This window comes from Bacteroidetes bacterium SB0662_bin_6, from assembly GCA_009839485.1.
GTDB lineage: Bacteria > Bacteroidota > Rhodothermia > Rhodothermales > VXPQ01 > VXPQ01.
The window spans coordinates 54,400-78,496 of sequence record VXPQ01000053.1 but is presented as its reverse complement, the minus strand read 5'-3'; the positions used below and the strand labels follow the sequence as shown (position 1 = coordinate 78,496).

The 24,097-nt window shown below is 57.3% G+C and carries 21 protein-coding genes; 9 read left to right on the top strand and 12 right to left on the bottom strand.

Going from position 1 to position 24,097, the window contains the following annotated elements; translation table 11 throughout:
* The first annotated feature begins 167 nt into the window (after nucleotides 1-167).
* Nucleotides 168-1,433, top strand: a complete 1,266-nt coding sequence (locus F4Y00_10570; protein ID MYE05398.1) for a glucose-1-phosphate adenylyltransferase — start codon at nucleotides 168-170, stop codon at nucleotides 1,431-1,433.
* Nucleotides 1,434-1,488: 55 nt separating this feature from the next.
* Here the strand turns inward: F4Y00_10570 and pyrF are convergent, their stop codons facing one another.
* From pyrF to F4Y00_10540, 6 genes are read right to left on the bottom strand one after another with little or no spacing between them, the layout of a single operon-like run.
* On the bottom strand, nucleotides 1,489-2,334 hold the full coding sequence (gene pyrF / locus F4Y00_10565) for an orotidine-5'-phosphate decarboxylase (protein ID MYE05397.1): 846 nt from the start codon (nucleotides 2,332-2,334) through the stop codon (nucleotides 1,489-1,491).
* Nucleotides 2,335-2,339: 5 nt separating this feature from the next.
* Nucleotides 2,340-3,620, bottom strand: coding sequence for a serine--tRNA ligase (serS, locus tag F4Y00_10560; protein MYE05396.1), 1,281 nt, complete (start codon nucleotides 3,618-3,620; stop codon nucleotides 2,340-2,342).
* A gap of 48 nt (nucleotides 3,621-3,668) precedes the next feature.
* On the bottom strand, nucleotides 3,669-4,580 hold the full coding sequence (gene rfbD / locus F4Y00_10555; GenBank protein MYE05395.1) for a dTDP-4-dehydrorhamnose reductase: 912 nt from the start codon (nucleotides 4,578-4,580) through the stop codon (nucleotides 3,669-3,671).
* 46 nt (nucleotides 4,581-4,626) lie between these two features.
* Nucleotides 4,627-5,109 (bottom strand): hypothetical protein, encoded by a 483-nt coding sequence (locus tag F4Y00_10550; GenBank protein ID MYE05394.1) that lies wholly within the window; start codon nucleotides 5,107-5,109, stop codon nucleotides 4,627-4,629.
* 45 nt (nucleotides 5,110-5,154) lie between these two features.
* Entirely contained in the window at nucleotides 5,155-6,429 is a 1,275-nt protein-coding gene (locus F4Y00_10545; GenBank protein ID MYE05393.1) for an asparagine synthetase B, read from the bottom strand.
* Nucleotides 6,430-6,466: 37 nt separating this feature from the next.
* Nucleotides 6,467-8,425: a tetratricopeptide repeat protein gene (locus tag F4Y00_10540; GenBank protein MYE05392.1), complete on the bottom strand. Its 1,959-nt coding sequence runs from the start codon at nucleotides 8,423-8,425 to the stop codon at nucleotides 6,467-6,469.
* A 77-nt stretch (nucleotides 8,426-8,502) separates the two neighbouring features.
* Between F4Y00_10540 and F4Y00_10535 the strand changes: the two genes are divergently transcribed.
* The 8 genes from F4Y00_10535 to surE all read left to right on the top strand — a co-directional run bounded on the left by F4Y00_10535 (nucleotide 8,503) and on the right by surE (nucleotide 17,658).
* A complete protein-coding gene (locus tag F4Y00_10535; protein ID MYE05391.1) occupies nucleotides 8,503-9,714 on the top strand; it encodes a 1-deoxy-D-xylulose-5-phosphate reductoisomerase in 1,212 nt (403 codons plus the stop codon).
* A 171-nt stretch (nucleotides 9,715-9,885) separates the two neighbouring features.
* Nucleotides 9,886-11,253, top strand: a complete 1,368-nt coding sequence (gene rseP / locus F4Y00_10530; GenBank protein MYE05390.1) for an RIP metalloprotease RseP — start codon at nucleotides 9,886-9,888, stop codon at nucleotides 11,251-11,253.
* Between the two features lie 110 nt (nucleotides 11,254-11,363).
* Nucleotides 11,364-12,050, top strand: coding sequence for an isoprenyl transferase (locus F4Y00_10525; GenBank protein MYE05389.1), 687 nt, complete (start codon nucleotides 11,364-11,366; stop codon nucleotides 12,048-12,050).
* Between the two features lie 147 nt (nucleotides 12,051-12,197).
* Complete coding sequence (gene bamA, locus F4Y00_10520) at nucleotides 12,198-14,684, top strand: outer membrane protein assembly factor BamA (GenBank protein ID MYE05388.1); 2,487 nt, start codon at nucleotides 12,198-12,200, stop codon at nucleotides 14,682-14,684.
* A gap of 11 nt (nucleotides 14,685-14,695) precedes the next feature.
* Complete coding sequence (locus tag F4Y00_10515) at nucleotides 14,696-15,235, top strand: OmpH family outer membrane protein (protein MYE05387.1); 540 nt, start codon at nucleotides 14,696-14,698, stop codon at nucleotides 15,233-15,235.
* Between the two features lie 95 nt (nucleotides 15,236-15,330).
* On the top strand, nucleotides 15,331-15,936 hold the full coding sequence (locus F4Y00_10510; protein MYE05386.1) for an OmpH family outer membrane protein: 606 nt from the start codon (nucleotides 15,331-15,333) through the stop codon (nucleotides 15,934-15,936).
* A gap of 55 nt (nucleotides 15,937-15,991) precedes the next feature.
* Nucleotides 15,992-16,822 (top strand): 3-methyl-2-oxobutanoate hydroxymethyltransferase, encoded by an 831-nt coding sequence (gene panB, locus F4Y00_10505; GenBank protein MYE05385.1) that lies wholly within the window; start codon nucleotides 15,992-15,994, stop codon nucleotides 16,820-16,822.
* A 47-nt stretch (nucleotides 16,823-16,869) separates the two neighbouring features.
* Complete coding sequence (surE, locus tag F4Y00_10500; GenBank protein MYE05384.1) at nucleotides 16,870-17,658, top strand: 5'/3'-nucleotidase SurE; 789 nt, start codon at nucleotides 16,870-16,872, stop codon at nucleotides 17,656-17,658.
* 12 nt (nucleotides 17,659-17,670) lie between these two features.
* On the opposite strand, the gene argH is transcribed toward surE, so the two are convergent.
* Genes argH through argC form a run of 6 tightly spaced genes read right to left on the bottom strand, consistent with a single transcriptional unit; the run spans nucleotide 17,671 to nucleotide 24,085 of the window.
* Nucleotides 17,671-18,996 (bottom strand): argininosuccinate lyase, encoded by a 1,326-nt coding sequence (gene argH / locus F4Y00_10495; protein MYE05383.1) that lies wholly within the window; start codon nucleotides 18,994-18,996, stop codon nucleotides 17,671-17,673.
* Entirely contained in the window at nucleotides 18,993-20,060 is a 1,068-nt protein-coding gene (locus F4Y00_10490) for a M20/M25/M40 family metallo-hydrolase (GenBank protein MYE05382.1), read from the bottom strand. The genes argH and F4Y00_10490 overlap by 4 nt, the downstream gene beginning before the upstream one ends.
* 24 nt (nucleotides 20,061-20,084) lie before the next feature.
* Nucleotides 20,085-20,867, bottom strand: a complete 783-nt coding sequence (gene argB, locus F4Y00_10485; GenBank protein MYE05381.1) for an acetylglutamate kinase — start codon at nucleotides 20,865-20,867, stop codon at nucleotides 20,085-20,087.
* A complete protein-coding gene (locus F4Y00_10480; GenBank protein MYE05380.1) occupies nucleotides 20,867-21,859 on the bottom strand; it encodes an N-acetylornithine carbamoyltransferase in 993 nt (330 codons plus the stop codon). Before F4Y00_10480 ends, argB begins: the two co-directional genes overlap by 1 nt.
* A complete protein-coding gene (locus tag F4Y00_10475) occupies nucleotides 21,856-23,046 on the bottom strand; it encodes an aspartate aminotransferase family protein (protein MYE05379.1) in 1,191 nt (396 codons plus the stop codon). The genes F4Y00_10480 and F4Y00_10475 overlap by 4 nt, the downstream gene beginning before the upstream one ends.
* A gap of 16 nt (nucleotides 23,047-23,062) precedes the next feature.
* Nucleotides 23,063-24,085 carry an N-acetyl-gamma-glutamyl-phosphate reductase gene (gene argC, locus F4Y00_10470; GenBank protein ID MYE05378.1) on the bottom strand — a complete coding sequence of 341 codons (1,023 nt, stop codon included), beginning with the start codon at nucleotides 24,083-24,085 and terminating at the stop codon, nucleotides 23,063-23,065.
* Nucleotides 24,086-24,097: the final 12 nt, after the last annotated feature.

Genomic DNA, 24,097 nt, shown 5'->3' with positions numbered 1-24,097 from the left:
CTCATTTGGAACCACCAAACTTCACTCCTCGCGCCTTGATTGACGCCGTGCCTGATGGAACAGAGCATTGCTGCATAGTGTCAACAGGCCCTGGCACCTGTATATTCGTACCTTTACGGCGGAGTCACGCCATCATTTTTCCAACGACTCAAGGTACTTTTCAGCTTATGGACGAATTACTTGCCGTCATTCTTGGGGGAGGGGCCGGGAAACGACTCTTTCCCCTCACTATGCGTCGCTCCAAGCCGGCCGTTCCTCTCGGGGGGAAATATCGCCTGATCGATATCCCGGTGTCGAACTGTATTAATTCGGATATCCACCGGATATTTGTTCTTACACAGTACAATTCGGCGAGTTTGAATCGCCACATAGCCCGTACGTTCCAGTTTGACCGGTTCCGTGAAGGGTTTGTCACGGTGTTGGCGGCCGAGCAGACCCCGGAATCCGAGACATGGTTTCAGGGGACAGCGGACGCTGTGCGTCAATCCCTGTCCAATCTGAGGGCGCACCGGCATTCCCATGTGCTCATTTTGTCGGGCGATCAACTCTACACCATGGACTACCGGAAATTGATGAAACATCACCTCGATAGTGGCGCGGGCGTTACGCTGGCCACCATTCCGGTGAATGCCGAGGATGCTCCCTCGTTCGGCATCGTCAGGACAGAGGACGGGTTGATCACTGAGTTTTACGAAAAGCCCGCCCCGGAGCATCTTGCGGGCAAGGAAAGTCCGGTGAGCGAAGAGATGCACAACCAGGGGCGCACATTTCTTGCTTCCATGGGCATTTACCTGTTCGATGCAGAGGTTTTGCAGACGTTGCTTGCCGGGATGCCGGATGCGAATGATTTCGGGCAGGAAATTATCCCGGAGGCTATCCGGAAGCATCCTGTAGCAAGCTATGCGTTTGAGGGGTATTGGAGTGACGTGGGGACCGTTCAGTCTTTTTTCCATGCCAACCTGATGCTGGCGAAGCGGTATCCCGGGTACGACATATATAACACCATGGCGCCGCTCTACACCAATGCACGCATGCTTGCGCCTGCCAAGGTCCTGAGTTCGTATGTGGAAGATTCCCTGATCGGGGAAGCCTCCGTCATTGTGAACAGCAGGATATCGAACTCCGTGATAGGCATCCGGTCATACATTGGCGCCGGCACTACGGTCGAGAACACCGTGTTTATGGGGGCCGACTATTATGCATGGCACGATCCCCTCTTGCGTAACCCGGTAGGGGGCCCGCCCAGTCCGGGTATCGGAGACGGAAGTTACATCGAAGGCGCTATCGTCGACCGGAATGTTCAGATAGGAAAGCGGTGCGTTATCAAAAGGCGGGAAGGGGTCCGGCACGTGGATGCGGAAAATTATTTTGTCCGTGACGGCATTATCGTGATTCCCAAGAATGCGCATATCCCCGACGACACCGTGATTTAGGGTCTGAGCCGGATCGCTGTTTCCCGGACAGGGATATCCGGCCAGTGCGATATCCTTAAGACAGGGCGGATGCCAGGGACGTCCGCAAGGTTTCAGCCGCTTGCCGGGCCGCCCGGTCAAAATCACGACCGGTCGAAGCGTACAGGATAGCCCGGCTGCTGTTGACAAGAACCGGTCCGGAACCCTCACGCAGGGCTTTCAACACGTCGTTGCTACTGCCTCCTTGTGCGCCCACTCCCGGAATAAGCAGGGGGGAGTCGGGAGCAAGCGTGCGAATACGGTGTAATGCCTCGATATCCGAAGCGCCGACCACAAAGCCAAGGGAGCCTTTGGCGCGGTCGTTTCCGGCCTTCTCCCATTCCAGCGCCGTGCGTACGACGTGTTCGTAAAGGGGGCTGCCCTGACATTCGATTGCCTGAAAATCCGATCCGCCGGGATTGGACGTACGGGCAAGCAGAAAGACGCCTCGGCCCGGATGATCGAGAAACGGCGCCACACTGTCTTTGCCCATGTATCCCGATACGGTACACGCGTCGAAGCCCAGCAGGTCGAAGCAGGTGTGTGCGTAAAAGCGCGCCGAATTGCCGATGTCGCCGCGTTTTCCGTCCGCAATGACCGGTACGTCCTCCGGAATGGCGTCCAGGGTTGCCTGCAGGACGCTCCAGTTCTCCGCTCCGAGGGCCTCGAAGAAAGCAAGGTTCAGTTTATAGGCCGCAACCGTGTCTGCCGTGGCCTCGATGATTGCCCGGTTGAATGCGATGACTGCCTGCGCGGCGTTCTTCTCGCGGGCGAGATGGGGGGGAAGGCGCTGGAGATCCGGGTCGAGGCCAATGCAAACGAGCGAGCCTGTTTCTGCCTGACGGGCCGAAAGGCGTTCTGCGAAAGAACGTCGTGCAGTCATGCGGTTTACCCGATGCGATCGAAGCCGGTGTAGGGTTGCAGCGCATCCGGGATGGCAATGGTCCCGTCGCCCTGCTGGTATTGTTCGAGGAGCGCTGCTACTATACGGGGAAATGCCAGTCCCGATCCATTGAGCGTATGCACGAGCGCCGGTTTTTTGCGGTCTTCGAGCCGACACCGAATCTGCATCCGCCGGGCCTGAAAATCCTCGAAGTTCGATATGGAGGACACTTCGAGCCACCGGCCCTGGCCCGGGCTCCATACTTCCAGGTCGTATTTTTTGGCTTGCGCAAACCCCATGTCCCCGGTGCACATCAGCAGTACGCGATAGGGCAGTTCCAGCGCCTTCAGCGGGCGCTCCGCATCGTTGCGCAGCGTTTCCAGCGCCTCGTAACTGTGCTCCGGCCGGGTAAACCAGACCAATTCCACCTTGTCGAACTGGTGCAGGCGGTTCAGTCCGCGCACATCCTTGCCGTACGAACCGGCCTCTCGCCGGAAGCACGGGGTCCAGGCCGCATATTTGACCGGCAGGCGGCTCCCGTCAAGAATCTCTGCGCGATGCACGTTCGTAACCGGTACCTCGGCGGTGGGGATCAGGTACAATCCGTCCCGGGACACTTCGTACATGAGGTCCTCCTTATCGGGCAGTTGCCCGGTGCCGCGCGCACTGTCCGCATTGACGAGCAGGGGCGCCTGCATTTCTTCGTAGCCCCCCTGATCTACGGCGAGGTCCAGAAAGTAATTCATCAGCGCCCGTTGCAAGCGCGCTCCCTTGCCTGTATAAAACGGAAATCCGGCTCCCGAGACTTTGGCGCCGCGCTCAAAGTCGATCAGGCCATGCCGCTCGGCCAGTTCCCAGTGGGAAAGCGGGTCGAAATCGAACGTGCGCTGCACACCGTGCCGGGCGATGATTTTGTTATCCTCGGGCGTGTGCCCGAGGGGCACATCGGGGTGGGGGAGATTGGGAATTTCAAGGAGGCCCCGTTCAAGGTCTTCGTTCGCTTGCGCAGCCGCCTCCTGGCGTTCCCGAATGGATGTTTTCAGTTGGCTCGATTCCTCGATGAGCGCTTTGGCTTCATCCGCACGCCCGCTTTGCATGTATATGCCAATGTCTTTCGAGACGGCGTTGGAGCGCGCCTGGGCCTCCTGGAGAGCCGCCAGGTGATCCCGGCGCCTGCGGTCCAGTTCCGTCAGCTGATCGACCAGTTCCGGATCCCCGATTCCCTTGTCCCGGATCGCTTGTCGTATGCGCTCGGGGTTTTCGCGAAGTACCTGAATGTTTATCACGTAGCGGACGATGCAGTTGTAGATTAGAAAAATTTTCCGGAAGCCATGCTACACAAGGCCAAGGCGGACGCCGATTCTGCGAAGAGCCTCCCGGACAGGTCTGGGGCGGTAATCGAGTTCCGTTTGCGCTTTCAGAATGATAAAACCTGTTTTTGCCGGTCGAGCGGCGGTTTGTCGGAATGTCGAGGCGTCGACCGGTCGTATCAGGGCACTGTCCAGCCCGAAAACGTCGGCGATCGTTTGAGCAAAATCATATATGGACATCCATTCCATCCCGGAGAGATGGAAAATTCCTCCACGCCCCCGCCGCACGATACGCTCAATGCCCAGGGCAAGGTCGGCCACGCAAGTAGGGGTTCGCCACTGGTCCGTAACGATTTGCACGGATTGTCCCGAAGACAGCCGATTCAACAACCAAAGTACGAAATCAGACCGGTCCGTATATGCTCCTGTGCCATAGACCAGCACTGTCCGGGCGATGGTCCATTTGTCGAAGCCTGCTCTCCGCGCCGCATTTTCGGCAGCCTGTTTGGATTTTCCGTAGAAATTCACAGGGTCCGGACGAGCGCTTTCTTCATACGGTCCATCCAGTCCATTGAACACGAAATCCGTGGAAAGCTGGATGAGCCGGGCACCGGTATCGCTGCACTGCTGTGCCAGTGTTTCTACCGCTTCCACGTTCACTTTCCAGCATGCCTCCCGCTCTGTTTCACAACGATCGACATCGGTCATTGCTGCACAGTTTATCACTACGGTGGGTTCGAAATCCCGAATGGCGCGCTGCACGTCGCGCCGTACCGTAATGTCCAGGGGCATGTATCCGTACGAGCCCTCGGAGCGCGTCGTTGCACGTCGCCCCGTAGCCAGTACGTCATATTCGGAAAACCGGCCAAGCAGGCTGACCAGTTCTCTGCCAAGCAGACCGTTCGCTCCCGTTACGAGTACGCGCTCATATAACATCGGTAGTCCCGTTCACCCGGGGAACGCGGGGGCCGGATAGCAGCCGTTATTTCCTGAAATAGTAGCGCACCCCGATCCCGCCCCCGATATGGCCTTCTGTGCCGGGAAGCAGTTCGAATCGGGGGTTAACTTGTAAAAACACTTCGTAGCGCTCCACAAAAAAGTGGACTCCGAAGGTCCCGCTGACGCCAACGACGAAATCGCTTTGCGAATCTTCTTGTTGTATCCCTGCTATTCCGCCCGGTCCAAGGTAATAACCGAGGGGGGAATCGGGAATGGTGCGTTCATACAGCGCGTGCCCGCTGAGGAAGAAAAAATCGCTGAGATTCCATGCAGCCAGCCCCTCGTATGCGAATCCCGGCTTTCGATACAGTTTCACGGAAACGCCGCCGGGTTGCCCGAACTGTACGCCGATACCCGTTTTCCCCGGAGGCTGTTGGGCATGCGCCCGCCCGGCTCCGGTCATTGCCAGCACGAAGACAATTATTGCCGTTACGGCCCACGGCGCCCTTGCTTTGGGGTCATCCATAGTAAAGAAAAAAATTGCGGAGGACACGACCAACGGGTATAGCGGTCAGGTTTTTTGTTTTTTCTTCTTCGCTGCGGGGAAGAGAATATTGTTCAGAATGAGGCGGTAGCCCGGCGAGTTTTTGTGCAGATCCAAATCAGTAGGGGGATCGCCTACGTAATGCTGATAATCTTCGGGGTCGTGTCCGGCATAGAACGTGAAGGTCCCTTCTCCAAAATTTCCGTGCAGGTATTTGACTTCATCTCTGTTCGGCGCTTCCGCAAGCACGACCACCGATGGCTTGATGAATGCTTTGCGGAAATTGGTTGTTTGTCCAATAAATCCCTTGAGTGTCGCCACATGGTTCTGGGTTAACATGGTGGGCACCGGATCCCATTTTGCGCTGAATTCAAACAGGGTGAAATAGTCGATAGCCTGATTACGCAACGCGGGAGGAGGAGGCCCGGTATCAATGTTCGCGTGTTCGTACTCGGCGGGATGGAAGACAGGGGTGAAGTTTTCGAAGGCCAGCGTCATGTCGAAATCAAGACGCGACAATGCGTCAGGATCCACCGGGTCGCCGTCATACTCCGCCGGGACGATGTCCGTTCGATGGGCCGCCAGCGCAATGTCGTAGGTATCGGTGCCGGAGCACATGGCAAAAAGGAACCCTCCTTCTCTTACATATTCCTTGATGGTTTGCGCCACTTCCAGTTTGAGGCGGCTTGCCTTGCGAAAACCGTACCGTGCGGCCATTTGCTCGGTGTCACGCTGCTGTTCGATGTACCAGGGTACATTCCGGTATTGCAGAAATTTTCCGTACTGACCTGTGAAATCTTCATGATGAAGGTGTAGCCAGTCGTATTCCCGGAGGTTTCCATCGAGAATCTTGTCGTCGTACAGGATGTCGTACGTTACCTCGGCATATTCGAGCGCAAGCAGTACGGCGTCGTCCCACGGCAGCGTTTGTTCCGGAGCGTACACGGCAATGTTCGGCGCGGTCTCCAGGCGTACGACGGCAGTGTTATGTTCTTCGCTTTCCACCTCTGCAATGATGCGGGCGGATGCGCCCGTGTCGATCCGTTCGAAATGAACGCCACGCACCTGCAATTCCTGTTCAAGGCCATCGAACCCGCTGGCCAGGAACGAGCCCCCCCGGTAGTTTAGCAGCCAGTCTACCGTTTCACCCTGTTCGAGCAGCCAGAATACGATTCCGTATGCCTTAAGATGATTGGACTGTCGGATATCCATAGGAATCAGGATATCCTGCGCTCTTGCGGATAATGTGGCAAGCGACAGGGCCGCTGCCAGAAAAAGAAAACGAATGCTGCGCAAGGACATCATTTTTTTGGGATATTACTTCGGAATGCGGGTCGTTTCATACGCCGTCGCCGCGGAGGCGGCGTATATGATCGCGCGCCTCGTCTGCAAACAGGGAACCCGGATATTCGGACAACAGACGCTGATATGCGGCGATTGCTTCTTCCTTTTTGCCTGCTTCGCCCGACAATATCCCGGCAGCCTCAAAAAGCGCCCGATCCGCCAGGAAACTTGCCGGATACATCAGGGGGATTTCCGCAAAGGTTTCATACGCTTCCTGCCTTCGTCCGGTGGCCCGCAGGATTTCTCCACGCAGGAAGCGGGCTTCGTCGGCAAGCGCATGGCTTGGGTACATGGCAAGCAGCGCGTCCACCGAATCAAGGGCGGCCATAGGGCGGCGTTGTTCCCGGGCGAGCAGGGCGCTTGCATACCGCCTGAGCGGCATGTCGAGCGAGTCGGGGCCACGATTTTCAAGCAACAGGATTTTCAATGCAATAGCGTCGTTCGAAACGTCGGTCGAGGTATGTGCATCGATAATGTCTACCAGTGACTGTGCTGCGTCGAATTCCCCTGCGAACATATGAATGCTGGCCAGATTGAAACGAGCCTGTTCGACAAGATCTCCTGTTCTGAGTCGTTCGATGAGTCGGCCGAAACGAAGGCGGGCATCGTCGAGTTGGCCATGGATGATTGCAATACCGGCCAGATCGAAAGCCGCCTGATCGGCGGCGCGGGTATTCGGGAAGGTGGAAACAACTTGCCGGAAGATCGCCTCGGCAGAACCTGTGTCAAAAAAAACATCCTGTTGCAGCCGCCCGATGCGGTGCAGCACATCCGGATACAGTTCGTGGTTTGGATATTGCTGCAGGAAGGTCTGGTATGCCGCGAGTGCTTCGTCATAGTGCGGCGCCTCGATTCGATTTCCGCTTTCGTCGAAGGCGCGTTCGCCGATTTCCGCCGCCCAGCGTATATGCATCGCTCCGAATGCAGCGAGTGTGCGAGGCGCCGCCGGGGCATCCGGATACCGCGCCAGTACTTCCCGGTAGGCCTCAGAAGCTTTATTCCAGGCGCCAGCGTCGGCGGCTGTGTGGGCGAATTCGAACAGCATATGACCTTGTCCGCCTTCCAGTCCATCCACCGCCCGGTATTCCCCGAGCGCGTTTCCGAAATCCTCTGCTTCTACGTACAACCACCCCAGCAATTCGCGCCATGCCCGGTATAACGGATCCGTGCGGACGGCGTCCTGCACTACGACGAGGCTTGACGCCAGCGCTTCTTCCTCTATCAGAAAAGACCCCAACCGCGAACGCACGAAGTTGAGGTGCTGGTCATTCTCTTTCAGGAGGGCGAGGTATTCCTCCGCGGCTTTTTCGTGCAGGCCCGAAATGCTGCACAGATAGGCCAGTTCCACACGGAACAGCGCGGCCTGCCCGGTGGCTGAACGCGCCTGTTCGAGTAGCAAAACCGCGTGTTCGAACTGCCGCACGCCGAGCAGGGAGCGGTACACGACGCGATAGGTGTTCGGATCGGTTGGGGCCGTTTCCACAGCCTCCTGCCACGTAGCGTAGGCCTCCTGTTCGTTGCCCTGCAAATAGCGGATGTGCGCAAGATCCGAAAGAAGCGCTGCAGACCGCGTATCCGCCAGCCGCACCTTGATCAGCGCGGCGGCTTCTTCATAGCGCTTTACATTCTCGTACGCTTCTTTCAGCTTTTCGTAGAATGCATCGTTCTGAGGCGCTTCCGCATAAAGATCTTCCAGCAGGCCGATGGCCTGATCGAATTGTCCCGAGCGCAGGAACGTGTCGGCCAGACGGAATCGGACAATTTGAGGATTTTCCTGCTGTTGCCCCGCCGCATTGAGAACCGGTGCACCTGTAAGAACGGTAAGTACCACGGCGCCTATCCATGACCGGACGGACGGGAATGTTCGTTTCATAGGGGTATCCGCAGAGCGCAGGCGCGGGAAACTCGGATCTGACCACCTTTTGATATTGCACTCCTGCGCGGTATGTTTCATGCCACAGGTCGCTGCTGTGCCGGACAGCGGATTTGTTTAGGGGTATACGCAATAACGGACCAAGCCGTCAGAATTACATGTGCCCGAAGCGTGCAAGGAATCAGGAACCGGAAAACCGGGGGGCGGAGGTCAAGCGGCTCAGCGTATTGGGTTCGACCGGCTCCATTGGCACGCAGACACTGGATATCGTACGTCTTTTTCCGGATCGCTTCGATGTCTGTGCCCTGACAGCCGGCACGAATGCCGATCTTTTGATTGCTCAGGCTCGGGAATTTTTGCCCGAATGCGTGGTCATCGGCGATGCCCGGCGCAGGAAACAGGTCAAACAGGCGCTCGGACCGCTGGGCATCCGCGTGCTGGCAGGACGGGAAGGGCTTTGCGAGGCGGCTGCACTCGATGGGGTGAATACGGTGGTGGCGGCGCTTGTAGGGTTCGCCGGGCTCGAGTCGGTGATCGCAGCCGTCCGGGCGGGCAAGAAAGTAGCGCTGGCGAACAAGGAAACCCTGGTCGTCGCCGGGCAACTGGTCACGCATCTCCTGAAAGCACACAAGGGAACGCTTGTGCCCGTTGACAGTGAGCATTCCGCTATTTTTCAGTGTCTTGTCGGGGAACCGGCGAATAGTGTCGAATCCCTTATTCTGACTGCATCGGGAGGACCGTTTCGGACCCGCCCGGCGGAAACATTCAGGGATATTACAAAGGAGGAGGCGCTGGCGCACCCGAACTGGTCGATGGGGACAAAGATTACGATCGATTCGGCCACCATGATGAACAAGGGGCTGGAAGTGGTGGAGGCCCGCTGGCTTTTCGACATCCCGGCAAACCGCATCTCGATACTGGTGCACCCCCAATCCATTGTACATTCCTTTGTTGCTTTTGCGGATGGGTCCGCAAAGGCGCAACTGGGCCTGCCCGATATGCGCGTGCCGATCCAGTATGCGCTCAGCTATCCGGAGCGTTGGCCCGCGCCGCACGAACGCCTTGACTGGTCGGGGACCATGCATTTGCACTTCGAACCGCCCGACCATGCCAAATTTCCATGCCTTGATCTCGCATACCAGGCGCTTGAGGCCGGGGGGGCGGCGCCTGCAATTCTGAATGCCGCGAACGAACAGGCGGTCGAGCTTTTCCTGGCGAAAAGAATCCGCTTTACGGATATTCCCGCTGCTATTGAACATGCGCTCGGCAGCGTGCCGGTAAAAGCGCATCCGGAACTGGAGGATCTCATTGCCTGCGATACCGAAGCCCGGCGAGTCGTACAGGAACATGTCCGGGCAATTCCTATATAATCCACTTCGTATATAACGTAGCCCTTTTATACGGTTCTGCGCCCTGTTCGGCTTGACCTGTTCTTCTCGAACTGCGCGGATTGCCGTCTTGCATAGCGCGCCGGACCTGTCTGATGCCGGGCGCTTCACAGCACATCGCGATCAATGGAGATGATTGTCGAGATTTTCCGGATGATTTCCGGAATCCTCCTGTCGTACGTTCTTCCGTTTCTTCTTGCCATTACCCTGCTCGTCTTCGTGCACGAGATGGGGCATTTTCTTTTCGCCAAACTGTTCGGGATGCGGGTGGACCGGTTTTCCATCGGATTTCCTCCCAAAATTTTCAAAAAACAGATTGGGGAGACAGAGTATGTCATCGGCGCCACGCCTCTTGGCGGATACGTGAAGATTGCAGGTATGGTGGATGAAAGTATGGATACCGATCGTCTCGATAAGGCGCCGGAATCGTGGGAGTTTCGTTCGAAACCCGTTTGGCAGCGCATGATCGTTATTTCCGCCGGCGTTGTTTTCAATGTGCTGCTGGCGTTTTTGATTTTCACGGGTCTCCGGCTTTCTTACGGAGAGACAAACATCCCGGCGGAAAATATCGATGCGGTGTTTGTTGCCGATACGTCCATTGCCTATGACATGGGGCTGCGTACGGGAGATCGCCTGCTGGCCGTAAACGGCGAACCGCTGGAGCGCTACGAGGATTTTGAAAGTATCGAGTCGCTGGTTGCAGACCCGTTCACCGTCACGGTGCTCAGAGGGGATGACACCCTGCTCGTCCGTGGCCCGCAAGACATTTTCACGCAGATCAACCGCCGGGGCCCGCGTTTGGGGGTTTATATTGCGCCGGCTGTGATTGGAGGCGTCATGCAGGATACGCCGGCCGACTCTATCGGCTTGCAGACCGGGGACCGTATTGTTTCCATCGCGGGCGAGGAAATTCGCTTTTGGGCGGAAATGACGGAATATATACGGCGTACGGAGGGAAATCCGGTGATTGTCCGCTGGCAACGGCCCGATTCCACGGGGCTTGCCGCGCTTCCCGTCTACGAAGCCCTGGTGGCGCCCGCGTTGCGTGAGGAAGGGTATCTCCTCGGGGTGTATAGACCCGGTGCGGATATTCTGGCGGAGGAGTTTGGCGCCGTCCAGCGCCGTTTCTCGCTATTCGAAGCGGTGGGTGCGGGGATTGGCGATACCTGGAGCAACACGCGGGTTATTGTTCTGAGCCTGGGACGTATTTTCACGGGTCGGGAAAATCTTCGGGAAAACCTCGGAGGGCCGATCATGATCGCACAGGTGATCAATCAGGCTACCCAGGTAGGCGCTGCGCTCTTTTGGGACATTGTAGCCATGCTTTCCATTACATTGGCCATTATCAACATTCTGCCCATTCCGGCGCTCGACGGGGGGCATCTGGTTTTTCTGATGTACGAAGGGATCATTCGGAGGGAACCGTCCTTACGATTTCGCATGATTACGCAGCAGGTAGGTATGTTTCTGCTGCTTGTCTTCATGGTATTTCTTGTCTTTAATGACATTTTGCGTCTATAGCGCCTTTTTCGACGGTGAAGGTCACGGCCAACAGGGATATACGTGCGGATGACGATGCTTCGTTGCAGGAAGCATTGAAGCGCCGTGGGGAAATCCCTTCCCACATTGCCATGATTATGGACGGCAATGGGCGCTGGGCGCGCGAGCGGGGAAAGCGCCGTGTGGCGGGGCACCGTGCAGGCGTCGATTCCGTACGCGAGATTGCGGAAGCGTGTGCCCGATTAGGCGTGGACTATCTCACACTCTACACCTTCAGCCATGAGAACTGGGATCGTCCTTCTTCGGAGGTTCGGGCTCTGATGCGCCTGCTTTTAAGCACGATTCGTCACGAAACCAGAACACTGGACAAGAACAACATTCGCCTGCATGCGGTAGGCGATTTGTCCATGATGCCCGAAGAAGTCCGCCGCGGGCTCCATGAGGCAATGGAGGAGACGCGTAACAATGACCGGATGACCCTGACCATTGCCGTATCGTACAGCGGGCGGCTCGAGATCGTGCGTGCTGCACAGAAAATGGCGGAGCGTGTACGAGCCGGCGTCTTGCAGCCCCAAGACATTGACGAGGAGCTTTTTGAAACCGTGCTGATGACCTCGCATATGCCGGATCCTGATTTGCTTATCCGCACCGGCGGCGAATTTCGGATATCGAATTTCCTGTTATGGCAGCTGGCCTATACGGAGTTGTACATCACCGATTGCTACTGGCCGGCCTTTCGTCAACATGCATTGTACGAGGCCATCCGGGATTACCAGGACCGGGAACGGCGTTTCGGGCGGATACTAACGGAAGAATAAATTCGTTATGAGGAGGGAGGGCGTGCCGGCAAAGGACATTTTCGTCCTGCGGCGGGATGATCTGTCCGGAAACCCTCCTGACGGGTTCGTGTATATAAATGCTTTCAGCCGGCGCATTATAAACGGCTGTAGCTGTTTCCGTTGGCTATGAGCGCAAGGTTTTCCATTCTTCTTGTATGCGGCGCCCTGCTGGCCATTCCGGCCAGTTCGCAAGGCATAACGGGGTCCTTCGATACGTCGGGGCCCTATACGTCGCCCCCTGCTTCCTATGAGATTCTCGACATTACGGTCGAAGGGTCGGACAGTGAAAGCGCCCGCTCCATTATTGCTCAGGCAAGTGGTCTTACTGCAGGGGAAATTATTACGTTACCCGGTGACGAAGCCATTGCGGATGCCGTCCGCTCGGTGTATCGTCTCGGCCTTTTTTCAGATGTGAAGATTGTGGAGGAGCGCCGCTCGGGGGACGGCGTGTATCTTTCCATTGAGGTGCAGGAAGAACCCCGTCTTGCAGAGTACACCTTTTCCGGTATCAAAAAGGGGCAGCAGAAAGATTTGCGCGAGGAAGCGCCGCTGTTGACAGGAAGCCCTGTCCGCCCTTCCGATATTGAGCGCACGGACCGGCAAATCAAACAGTATTTTCGCGAAAAGGGATACCTGCTTGCTCAAGTGGACGTACGGCGCGAGGAAACCGATGACGGGCAGGTAAAGATTGATTTTGCGATTGATCGCGGGAAGAAAGTCAGGGTAGAGGAAATCCGGATTGCGGGCAACGAAACCGTTTCCGATTTTCGCCTGAAACGCAAGATGAAGAAGACGAACGAAAAAAAATGGTGGCGTTTCTGGAGTGGGGCGAAATTCGACCGGAGCGAATACGAAAACGACCTGAACAATGTCGTTCGGCATTACAACGATAACGGGTACTACGATGCGCGGATTCTAAGCGATTCCGTGTTTGTGCAGGAGGGGGAAAAGCCCGGGATGATTGTCGAACTGACCATTGAGGAAGGCCCTCAATATTTTGTCCGTGACATCGTATGGGAAGGCAACACGATCTACCCCGATGATTTTCTGGGCGATGCGTTGGGCATTACACAGGGAGAAGCGTTCGACCGATCAAAGCTGGAACAGAACCTGTACCAGAACAAGAACAGCAGCGATATTTCCAGCCTGTACATGAATCGCGGGTACATGCGGTTCAATGTCGATCCGACGATACGTGTGGCCGAAGGGGATTCGCTCGACATTCATTTCGATATCATCGAAGGCGAGGTATATCAATTCGGCGATGTGGGCATTTCAGGCAATACCAAGACCAAGGAGCATGTCATCCGCCGGGAACTATATACGATTCCGGGCCAGACGTTCAGTCGCGACGCTATTCAGGAGTCGATTCGCCGCCTTAGCCAGCTTAATTATTTTACGCAGGAATCGCTGGGCGGCGGCCCGGGGATAGACATTGACGAGGCGAATAAAACCGTCGATCTGACCTACTCGGTTGTTGAACAGAGCAGTGATCAACTGGAGCTTTCCGGCTCGTGGGGTTCGTTCGGGCCCATCCTGATGCTCCGGTTCGGTTTTAATAATTTCTCGGCGCAAAATCTGTTCAAGGGATCTGCGTGGGATCCTCTTCCATCCGGCGATGGGCAGCAACTTTCCCTCGCTGTGCAAACCACCGGGTCGTTTTACCAGAATTATTCGCTTTCCTATACGGAACCCTGGTTCCGGGGGCGTCCTACGCCGGTCGGGATGTCGCTTTCTTATTCGAGTTACGGCGGCGGCGGCAGTCGCCGATTTTCCCGTTACAGCTACGGGTTCCAGCAGGACGGGCATTTGAAAACGGCGTCGGTGCGCGTATTCTACGAACGCCGCCTGCAATGGCCGGACGACAAGTTCAGTATGGGAAGCGCCCTCCGCTATCAGCATTACGACAACCAGGAACTCTTTCGTTCGATTCCCGAAGGCGTCAGTCGGATCGCTACATTCCAGCAGAGTCTTTCCAGAAATTCGCTGGATCATCCGATTTTTCCCTCCAGCGGGTCGAGTTTTTCGCTGTCTCTTGAAATCGCTCCGCCGGTCCCGGGATTTGTGCAGTACCACAAGACGCGTTTCAAGACGGAGTGGAACGTCCCGTTGGCTTCCAAACTGTCCGTTCGGTTCGGCGCCGATTTCGGATACGTGGGATCGCTGACGGGGGATCGGGTGGACTTCGAACGCTTTGTCGTGGGCGGGTCGCCGTTCGATACCCAATCGTACTATGGCTATTTCGGACGCGACATTGTGTACATGCGCGGCTATCCTATTTCTTCGATAGGCCCTCGTCTTAACGACGAGGCGGTCGGAGGGGCCGTTCTGAACAAATACATGTCCGAAATAAAATGGCTGGCTATCCAGACCGAGCAGCTTTCGGCGCAGCCCTATATTTTTCTTGATGCGGTCAATGCCTGGGACCGTTTCGAGTTGTACAACCCCGTAGAACTATTTCGATCCGCTGGCGTTGGCATGCGCATGTACCTCCCGATACTGCGGATGGTCGAGGTGACCTACGGGTATAATTTTGACGAATTTTCTTCTTCTTCCGGCGAGGATGGTTTAAGAAAGTGGAGATTCCAGTTTACGCTTGGGCAAGGTTTCTGAGACGCAGCGCCATGCATGCATCCTGTCCTTTTGCATCGTTACTTCTTGTGGCGATGCTTGCGGTTGCTCCGGTATACGCCCAACAGAAGGTGGGTTATGTGGATTCGGAGTATATCCTGGAGCAATTGCCGGAATACGCTACGGTACAGCAGCAAATTGACCGTACGGCGCAGGAGTGGCAGCAGGAAATCGAGGAGCAGCGCAACGAAGTGGACGAACTCTTTCGGGAGTACCAGGCCCGGGAATTGATCTACACGAACGACCAACGGCAACGGGAGCGCGACGAAATCATTCAGGCCGAAGAAGAAGTAGAGCGGCTCAGGATGCAGTACTTCGGCCCGGAAGGACGTCTTTTTCAGGAGCAGGAACGGTTGGTGCGCCCCGTTCAGGAAAGCGTGCTTGAAGCCATTGAGGCAGTGGCTATTCGTGACGGGTACGACTATGTGTTCGACAAGGGAGGGGATTATATCTTCATGTATGCTCGGGACCAGTTCGATCTGAGCGATGATGTGCTTGAGGAACTTGGCATCGACACGGACAGTCAAAACTGATTGTCCCTGCGCTGCGCTCCGGAGCCCATGCATGTCGGGCGCTGCGTATTGCCGGTGAAGCCGCGAACCACACAGAAAACGTCAACGATACCATTATGTTGAAACGCATATCTGAAGGATGTCTTCTTTTTGCCGCTGTTTTGCTTGCTATTGCAATGGCCGGCGGGTCGTTCAATGCGCATGCTCAAGCGCTTTCCGTTGGCTTCACCGATCATGAGATCGTCCTGATCAATATGCCGCAGTACCAGGAGGTTCAGCAGCAATTACAGACCGACTTCGATGCCAATCAGCAAGCGTTGGAAGCCCTTTATACCGACTATCAGGACAAGCTGGAGCGATACCAGCGGCAGCAGTCTCTTCTTTCCGAGGATCGGCGTCAGGAGCGCGAACAGGAACTGGTGCAGTTGCAACAGCAGATTCAGCAGGAAGCCCAGGACCAGGATCAGCAGTTGGCCGCGCGTCAGGCTGAACTGATGCAGCCGCTTCTGGAGCAAATACAGAACGCCATCAATGAGGTGGCGGACGCAAACGGCCTCGACATCGTGTTGCGCACGCGGGTTGGTACGGAACCTCTTCTGCTGTTCGTCAACCCCGAAACCGTTCAGGACATCACGCTGGATGTGGCGCGTACGCTGGGTCTGGACGTGGATGGGGAAGCGGCGGAATCAGCCGGGGAAGCAGCCGCCTCGGACGCGAATTAGCGGCGCCTCGACGCAGATTGTCGAGTGCGCCGGGAAACGGAAGAGGAAGCCGATCATGAGCAGCGAATCAGTTACCGGTGCGCTCGACGCGAGGCGGATCACCACGCAAACCCTTCAGGATCTGAAGCGTGCCGGCGTGCCGATCGCCATGCTGACGGCCTATGACTATACGTCGGCGCGTATTCTGGATGCCGCCGGGGTAGATGTACTTCTGGTAGGAGATTCGGCATCCAATGTGATGGCGGGGTACGAAACGACGCTGCCTATCACGCTCGATCAGATGATCTACCATGCCCAGTCCGTCATTCGGGCGGTACGGCGCGCTCTCGTAGTGGTGGATCTTCCCTTCGGATCCTATCAGGGCAATTCGACGGAGGCATTGGTTTCAGCCGTCCGGGTGATGAAAGAGGCAGGCGCGCATGCGGTGAAAATGGAGGGCGGCGAACCGGCCCTGGAGGCCGTGCAGCGTATCACCGACGCCGGCATCCCTGTGATGGGCCATCTCGGTCTTACCCCTCAGAGTATTTACCGCTTCGGCACATACCGCGTGCGTGCACAGGACACGGAGGAAGCGGACGCCATCCGTAGAGATGCGCGCCTACTGGAAGAAGCAGGCTGTTTCGGCCTTGTGCTCGAAAAAATCCCTGCGGATCTGGCGCGCGATGTTTCGGGAGATCTTTCGATTCCGGTTATCGGCATTGGCGCCGGGGTGCATTGTGACGGACAGGTGCTTGTTACCCACGATTTGCTGGGCCTGAACACCGATTTCCATCCCCGGTTCGTGCGGCGTTACGCCCATCTTGAAGAAACGATTACGGAAGCGGTGCAACATTACGTGCAGGATGTGCGCACCCGCGCTTTTCCCTCCGGAGAAGAAAGTTATTGACGGTGGGCAACTTGCTGCGTACGCGCAAAATGTGAGGAGGCATTTGCATGGATTCGAATCATGGAGCCCGACCGCTCATTCTTGTCAGTAACGATGACGGCGTAAACGCTCCGGGTATCGCGGCGCTTGCAGAGGCCATGGTCAGGTTGGGCGATGTGTATGTGGTGGCCCCTCTTCTGGAACAAAGCGCCGTCGGGCATGCGATCACACTGCGCGATCCTGTACGCGCTTTTCCCGTAGATGCGAGCATGGGTGGGGCAACGCGTGTCTACGGCGTGCAGGGCACCCCGGCCGATTGCGTAAAGCTGGCGGTCCGGGAATTGCTGCCCCGCGAGCCGGACCTTGTTGTCAGCGGGATCAATCGGGGGGCGAATACGGCCCTTAACGTGATCTATTCGGGTACGGTAAGCGCGGCCACGGAAGCCGCTATTCTGGGTATCGACGCAGTGGCCGTATCTCTCTGCGACTGGGATGCGCACGACTACGAGGCATCGCAGGAGATCGCTTTCATTGTGGCGGAGAAAGTGCTGGAGCAGGGTTTGCCGCCGGGCATTCTTCTGAACGTGAATATTCCGCCTCTTCCGCTATCGTCCATCAAGGGTATGCTGGTCACACGTCAGGCGCATTCCCGCTGGCGAGAATCGTTCGATCAGCGCGTCGATCCAAACAATCGGCCGTACTACTGGATGACAGGCACCTTTGTCAACCTTGACGAAGGACAAAACACGGATATAGCTGCGGTGCAGAGCGGACATGTTTCCGTGACGCCTATGCACTACGATCTCACGGCGCACGATTTTCTTGCGCCTTTGTCGGAGTGGAACTGGAACCGGTAGCGATGCCGTATTTTATTCCGCTTTATCCGATTCCGTGTCGATCCGGTTCAGCCGCTCTATGATGAGGTCGGGCCGGCACTGCCCGGGATACCCATCTACGCGGTACGCTTCCAGCGCTTCCTGTGCCGGGGGTTTACGGACAGCGTCGGGTTCGCCGGCGGTCCGGCGATAGGCTTCCCGAAACGGCGTTCCTTCCTGCACCATACCCATGGCGCGGGCAGTGGCGAACAAATCGGGGGATACGGCCTGATCAAGGCGTTTCCTGTCGAAGCGCATATCCCGGAGAACCACGGTCATTGCGCCGGTTACGTTCGAAGCCGTGTGTACGGTGCGCAGGACCGCTTCCTTGGTGAGTTGCAAGTCCCGATGGTAGCCTGAAGGCAGGTTTGCCGGGAGGGAGGCCAGCAACTGCATTTCGGCAAGAATCCGGTGGTATGACGCCCGCACCAGTTCCGGCACGTCCGGGTTCCGTTTCTGAGGCATGATGGAGCTCCCTGTGCCATAGGTATCGGCCGGCTTCAGAAAACCGAACTCGGCTGTATGATACAGCACAATGTCCGCAGCCAGGCGGTTGCAGGTCGCCGCGATTTGTGCGAGCGCATGAACCACATCCATTTCCAGCTTTCCGCGCGATAACTGTACGGCAGTCACATGCTCCTGGACTCCGTCGAAGCCGAGTTGACGGGCCATCTTCTTGCGGGGAAGCGCCAGGGCAGGCACCCCGTATCCCGCCGCTGATCCGAGGGGGGATACGTTGATGCGCTTCGCTGCTTCCTGTAATCGTTCGATATCGACCGTGAGCAGTTCAGCAAAACCCATTGCCCACAAACCTACCGTCGCGGGCATGGCTCGCTGCATGTGCGTATAACCCGGTATAAGCCAGGAATCTCCTTCTTTGCCCCACTGACACAGGATGCGAACCATGTCTGCGGTTTGCTGCATTACCTCCAGCAAAGCATCCCGGAGATACAGTCGCAGCGCGGCGAGCACCTGGTCGTTCCGGGAGCGTCCCGTGTGGATTTTCCTGCCGGTGTCGCCGAGCGCTTCCGTCAGGCAGTTTTCGATTACCGTGTGGGAATCCTCGTCTTCGGGGCGGACGGCGCGTTCCTGCTCCGCCAGTGCATCCAGTGCTTCGGTGACCGCATCGAATTCCGTCTGTGTCAGTATCCCGATTTCCGCAAGCCCCCAGGCATGTGCACGGGTTGCCTGTATGTCGTACGGCAACAGGAGCGTATCCCACCGGTAGTCTTCTCCGACGGTGAATCGCATCACCTGGTCTTCGAGTGTTGCGGCTGCGTCCGATTTTTTCCAGAGAGGGGAGGACGATGGGTGTATCATGGCTCGAAATATGCTTCAATGACGGAACGATAGACTTCCACGGCGCGCTGCACTTCGGCGATCGGGATATGTTCTTCCGGAGTGTGGGACAATTGACTCGATCCCGGACCGATTTTGACCGTGGGGACATCGGCCAGAAAGATCCAGTCTGACGCCGTGGGAGATCCGATGGGTTCGATATCGGGAATCGCCCGCAGACATGCGCGGACGATCCGTTCGTTTGCATCCGTGGCGACGGGTACGATCCGTTCGCTATGCACCTGCACCTCCGACTCGAGCGCATCCTGCACGATATCGATCAACTCCTTATGTGTGTAGGCCGGTGTCGACCGGATGTCGAGCGTGAACGTACATCGGTCCGGCACGACGTTGCGGGCCGCACCTCCCGCTATGGTGGTTACGGTAATTGTAGGGTACCCCAGAAAAATATCCTCCCGGTCGAAGTCAAGCGCCATGGCGCGCTCGATGTCTCTCGCAGCGGTTGCTATGGCGTTTTGCCCGAGATGCGCCCGGGCGGCATGGGCTGTTTTGCCTTGTGCTTCCACACGCAGCACCAGCAGTCCCTTTTGAGCGATGCACGGAACGAGGTTGGTGGGTTCGCCTACGAGCGCTGCCTTCAAATCCGGCAGATGCGGGCGCAGGGTCTTGAGTCCATTATAATCCCCGCCTGTTTCTTCGCAGGCGGTCAGCGCTACGATGATTCGTCCGGAAGGCCGGAAGTTATCTGCAGCCAAAGAAAGAAACGCGGTGGTCATGGCGGCGACAGACGCTTTCGCATCCACGCTTCCGCGCCCGTACAAGCAGCCTTTCGATTCGATCGCGTCAAATGCGCCGTGCGGATGATGCTCCGACGGAGGTACCGTATCAAGGTGGGTGTTCAGCAACAACACATCATCCCCTTCCCCGAATCCGAAGAACACGTTATCGTCGATGCGGCCCGCTTCGATCCCGTGTTGCGCCACATACTCCTCCATATACCCGGCGGCGTTTTTTTCTTCGCCGCTGAGCGAAGGAATGCGCACAAGCTCCTTCAAAAGCGCTATGACATCTTTACGAGGCTGCATTGCAGGGAAAGGGGGTTGCGGGCGTCAATGCATAATGCGGGTGCCCGTAGAGGGGTCCCGAATCCCTTCCGGGGACACGATGAATACGTTCGGAATGCCGGCATTGAGCGCGGCGAAGCCCACATCGATCTTTACGCGCATTCCGTCGGTGATCCACCCTTCCTGTACACCCCGGGAGCGTAGTTCAGCACGGAAGGAGGATACATGCGAATCCGGATCCGCGGTATTTCTGCGAATGCCTCCGATTTCCGTGACGAGCAGATATTCGTCGGCCTGCAAGGCCTCCGCAACAGCGCAGGAGACCGTATCGGCGTTCACGTTATACAACTGTCCCGTGTGATCGATGCCAAGCGGGGCGATTACCGGGACATACCCCAGATCAAGCAGGATATCGAGGAGTGCCGTATCGACGGATGCAATATCTCCGACCCATCCGAAGTCAATCGTTTCTCCATCGACATTCCAGGGAGGCCGTTTGGTAACGTGCAGGAACGGGCCGTCGGCGCCGGACAACCCCACAGCCTTGATACCATGCCTGACCGCACTGGCCACAAGGCGCCCGTTCAATTCGCCGCGCAGACTCCATTGCACGATTTTCAGATCGGTATCGGTGGTGATACGGCGACCATGCACCATGCGCGGGGTATGGCCGAGCTGCCCGGCGATCTCGGTAGCCAGGACCCCTCCGCCGTGTACGACAACGACCCGTCCGGTTTCCGCTAACCGGGCCACCGAGGTCCAAAGCGTATCGAGGAGCTCGTCGCGCAGGACGGATGCGCCTCCCATCTTGATGACGGTCGTTTTCATCACAACCCCCAGACATACTCGAGAATCGCTTTCTGTGCATGCAACCGGAATTCGGCCTGTTCGAGGTGAATGGCGCCCGGGCCGTCCAGGACATCGTCTTCGACGACCACATTGCGGCGTACAGGCAAGCAATGCATGAAGCGCGCCTCTCGCGTTTTCTGCATCCATTCCGTAGTAATGCACCAATCCTGCAAGCTTTCCCGCCGCACCGGTTCATGCTCCGGGTCGGAATAGACGAGCGGCCCGCTCCATGCCTTGGCGTACACGACATCCGCTCCGTCAAAAGCCTGTTCGCGGTTATCCGTTTCCTCGACGCGTGCCCCGTAGGACCGGGCTGTTTCCATAATCCCGTAATCGAGTGCGTATTCGTCCGGTCGCACCACGGTCACATGCATTCCGGACCGGGCAGCCATCAGCACGGCGGAATTGGGCACGGCCATGGGGAGCGCTTTGGGATGGTATGTCCATGCAAGCACAAACTTCTTGCCGCGCGGATCGCCAAGTTGCCGGCGGATAACCGCGGCGTCGGCCAGGGCCTGACAGGGATGATAAAAGGCGGATTCGAGATTGATGACCGGTACGGACGAAGCCGAGGCGATGGTGCGGATGAGCCTTTCCTCCCGATCCTTGTTGAAACTCTTGAGCGAGGCGAAGAGCCGTACGCCGAGCGCGTCGTAATACTTCGACAGCACGCCAATGGCTTCCCGGATATGCTCTGCCTCCTCGCCATCCATGACGGCGCCCCGCTCGAAGGCGAAACGCCATGTTTCCTGACCGGGGGTGAGTACGGTCGAGTAGGCTCCGAGTTGTGCTGCCGCCAGTTCCATGGAGGTTCTGGTACGCAGCGAAGGGTTGAAAAACATGAGCCCGATGCTGCGCCCCCGGGCGGTATCCGTCCATTTTCCGGCGTTTTCGTAGTAATGCAAGGCCCGCTCCACCGCCGCATTCCATATCACGCGGTTGAGCGATTGCCAGTCGATCAAGTGTCTCATGTATCGATATCTACGGTTTGACGGATGTCTAGTGCGGATGCAAGGGCCTCACAGAACATATCCAGTGCTTCGAAGGGGGTGTTAATCGGAGGCATGAGACGGATCACGTTCGGATCGTCTGCTCCTCCTGTAAGAATGCCTTGTTCCAGCAACGCCTCGCGAACCGGAGAGGCAGGGCGATCCAGCACGACACCTATGAGTCCGCCCCGCCCGCGTACGCTGCAGTTGAGCGGTTCCAGCCCGCTGCGGACGCGTTCGAACAGTTTGGATGCTCGTGGCATGAGATTCTCTTCAACCAGCGTCCTGAGCGTAGCCTCCACAGCGGCCATGGCTATCATCCCGCCCCCGAAGGTTGTTCCCTGGTCCCCTGACTTCACGGTCGATGCAATCTCATCGGAAAGAAGCACGGCACCCACCGGCACACCCGCCCCAAGGCTTTTCGCGAGTGAAATACAATCCGGGCGTACTCCGTACTGCATACTGATGGAGAATGTACCTGTGCGGCCTACCCCCGTCTGTATTTCGTCAAAGAGCAGCAGGGCCCCATGCCGGTCGCATAGCTCCCGCAACGTGCGGTAGTATGTCGCTGGTGCTTCGATCATACCTGCCATACTCTGGATAGGCTCAAGGAGCACTGCCGCAATATCATCATGTGCTTCAAACGCTTCCTCGGCAGCAGCCGCATCCCCGAAAGGCACGAATGTGGCGGCCGCCAGCACATCCCGGTACGGCGCCCGGTACGCATTTTTCCATGTGACGGCGAGGCAGCCGAGCGTGCGTCCGTGAAACCCGCCCTCCATAGCCAGAATGCGGGGCCGTCCGGTATGCTTGCGCGCCAGTTTGAGCGTCGTTTCGTTTGCCTCAGCGCCCGAATTGCAAAAGAACACATGCCGGAGTCCTTCCGGGGCGAGTGTCCCGAGACGCTCAAGTGCACGGGCTCGCGTATCGTTGTAGACGGTATTGGAATAAAAGAGGAGTTGTTCGGCTTGCGCCCGGATTGCTTCCACAACCCGGATGGGACTATGCCCCAGCAGCGCCACGCAGTGCCCCCCGTAAAGGTCCAGATATTTTCGCCCGTCGGTATCCCATACGTAGCTGCCCTCGCCTCGGGTGAGCACCATGGGCATGCGGGCGTACGTGGGGATCTGATAGAGGTTTTCGAGTGTGATAGCTTCCTGCGTAGTCATGGTATAGGGCGCGCGTTCAAAATGGCGCCTTTGAGGCGGGAAGAAGACCTGCCGTTTCAGGCAAGCCGAGAAGAAGATTGAGATTCTGGACGGCTTGTCCGGAAGCTCCCTTGATCAGATTGTCTTCCGCAAAACCGACCAACAGGCGCCCGTCCCGGACGATCCATCCGATGTCACAGAAAGGGGAATGTACCGCAAACCGAAGTTCCGGGAGCCCATCCGTATAGAGCCGGACAAACGGACAGTCCGCATAGGCTTCCGTATACCATTGTTCCACATCGGACGCTGCGGCGCCTGCAGGCAGCGGAATATCCGCTACACCCCAGATACCGCGTGTCCAAGGGCCGGAAACGGGCACGAAACGAATCTCTGTGTCCGGTCCCAGCACCTGCTTTATTTCGGGGAGGTGCTGGTGATTCAGCGCTTTGTAAGCCCGCACATTTCCGTCCCGGGTCGGGAAGTGCGTGGCGGTCTTGGGGCGTGCCCCCGAACCCGAAGCGCCTGTCCAGGCGGTTACAAAGGCATCTACGGTTTCCATATGCTGCGTAACCGGCCACAGCGCCAGACTGATGCCCGTCGCGAAACAACCCGGATTCGCAATACGCTTTGTCCCCGAGGGGTACGGTGCGCAAATTTCCGGAAGGCCATATACGAACGACGACAGCAGGTCGGGCGCCGGGTGTGCGAAATCAAACCATGTTTTGTACAGGGAGGCGCTCCCGAGCCGAAAATCTGCGCTCAGGTCAATAAGTATCCCGTCAAATCCGTCCGCGAATATCTTTGCTGCGATTCCGGCGCTTTTGCCGTGCTCGGCAGCTATGAAGATAATGTCTGCCTCACCGGGGTCGAACTCGTCCGGTTTGCTGAAGACCAGATCCAGTTGTCCGCGCAGATGCGGGTGAGCGCACCATACCGGTTTCCCGGTGTACGCCCGACTGGTAACGGTGGTAAGCCGGGCCTCCGGGTGGGTAAGAAGCAGGCGGATCAATTCGCCGCCCGTGTATCCTGCTCCGTGAAGCAGAGCTATCCGGTTATTCATGGCAGCATGCAA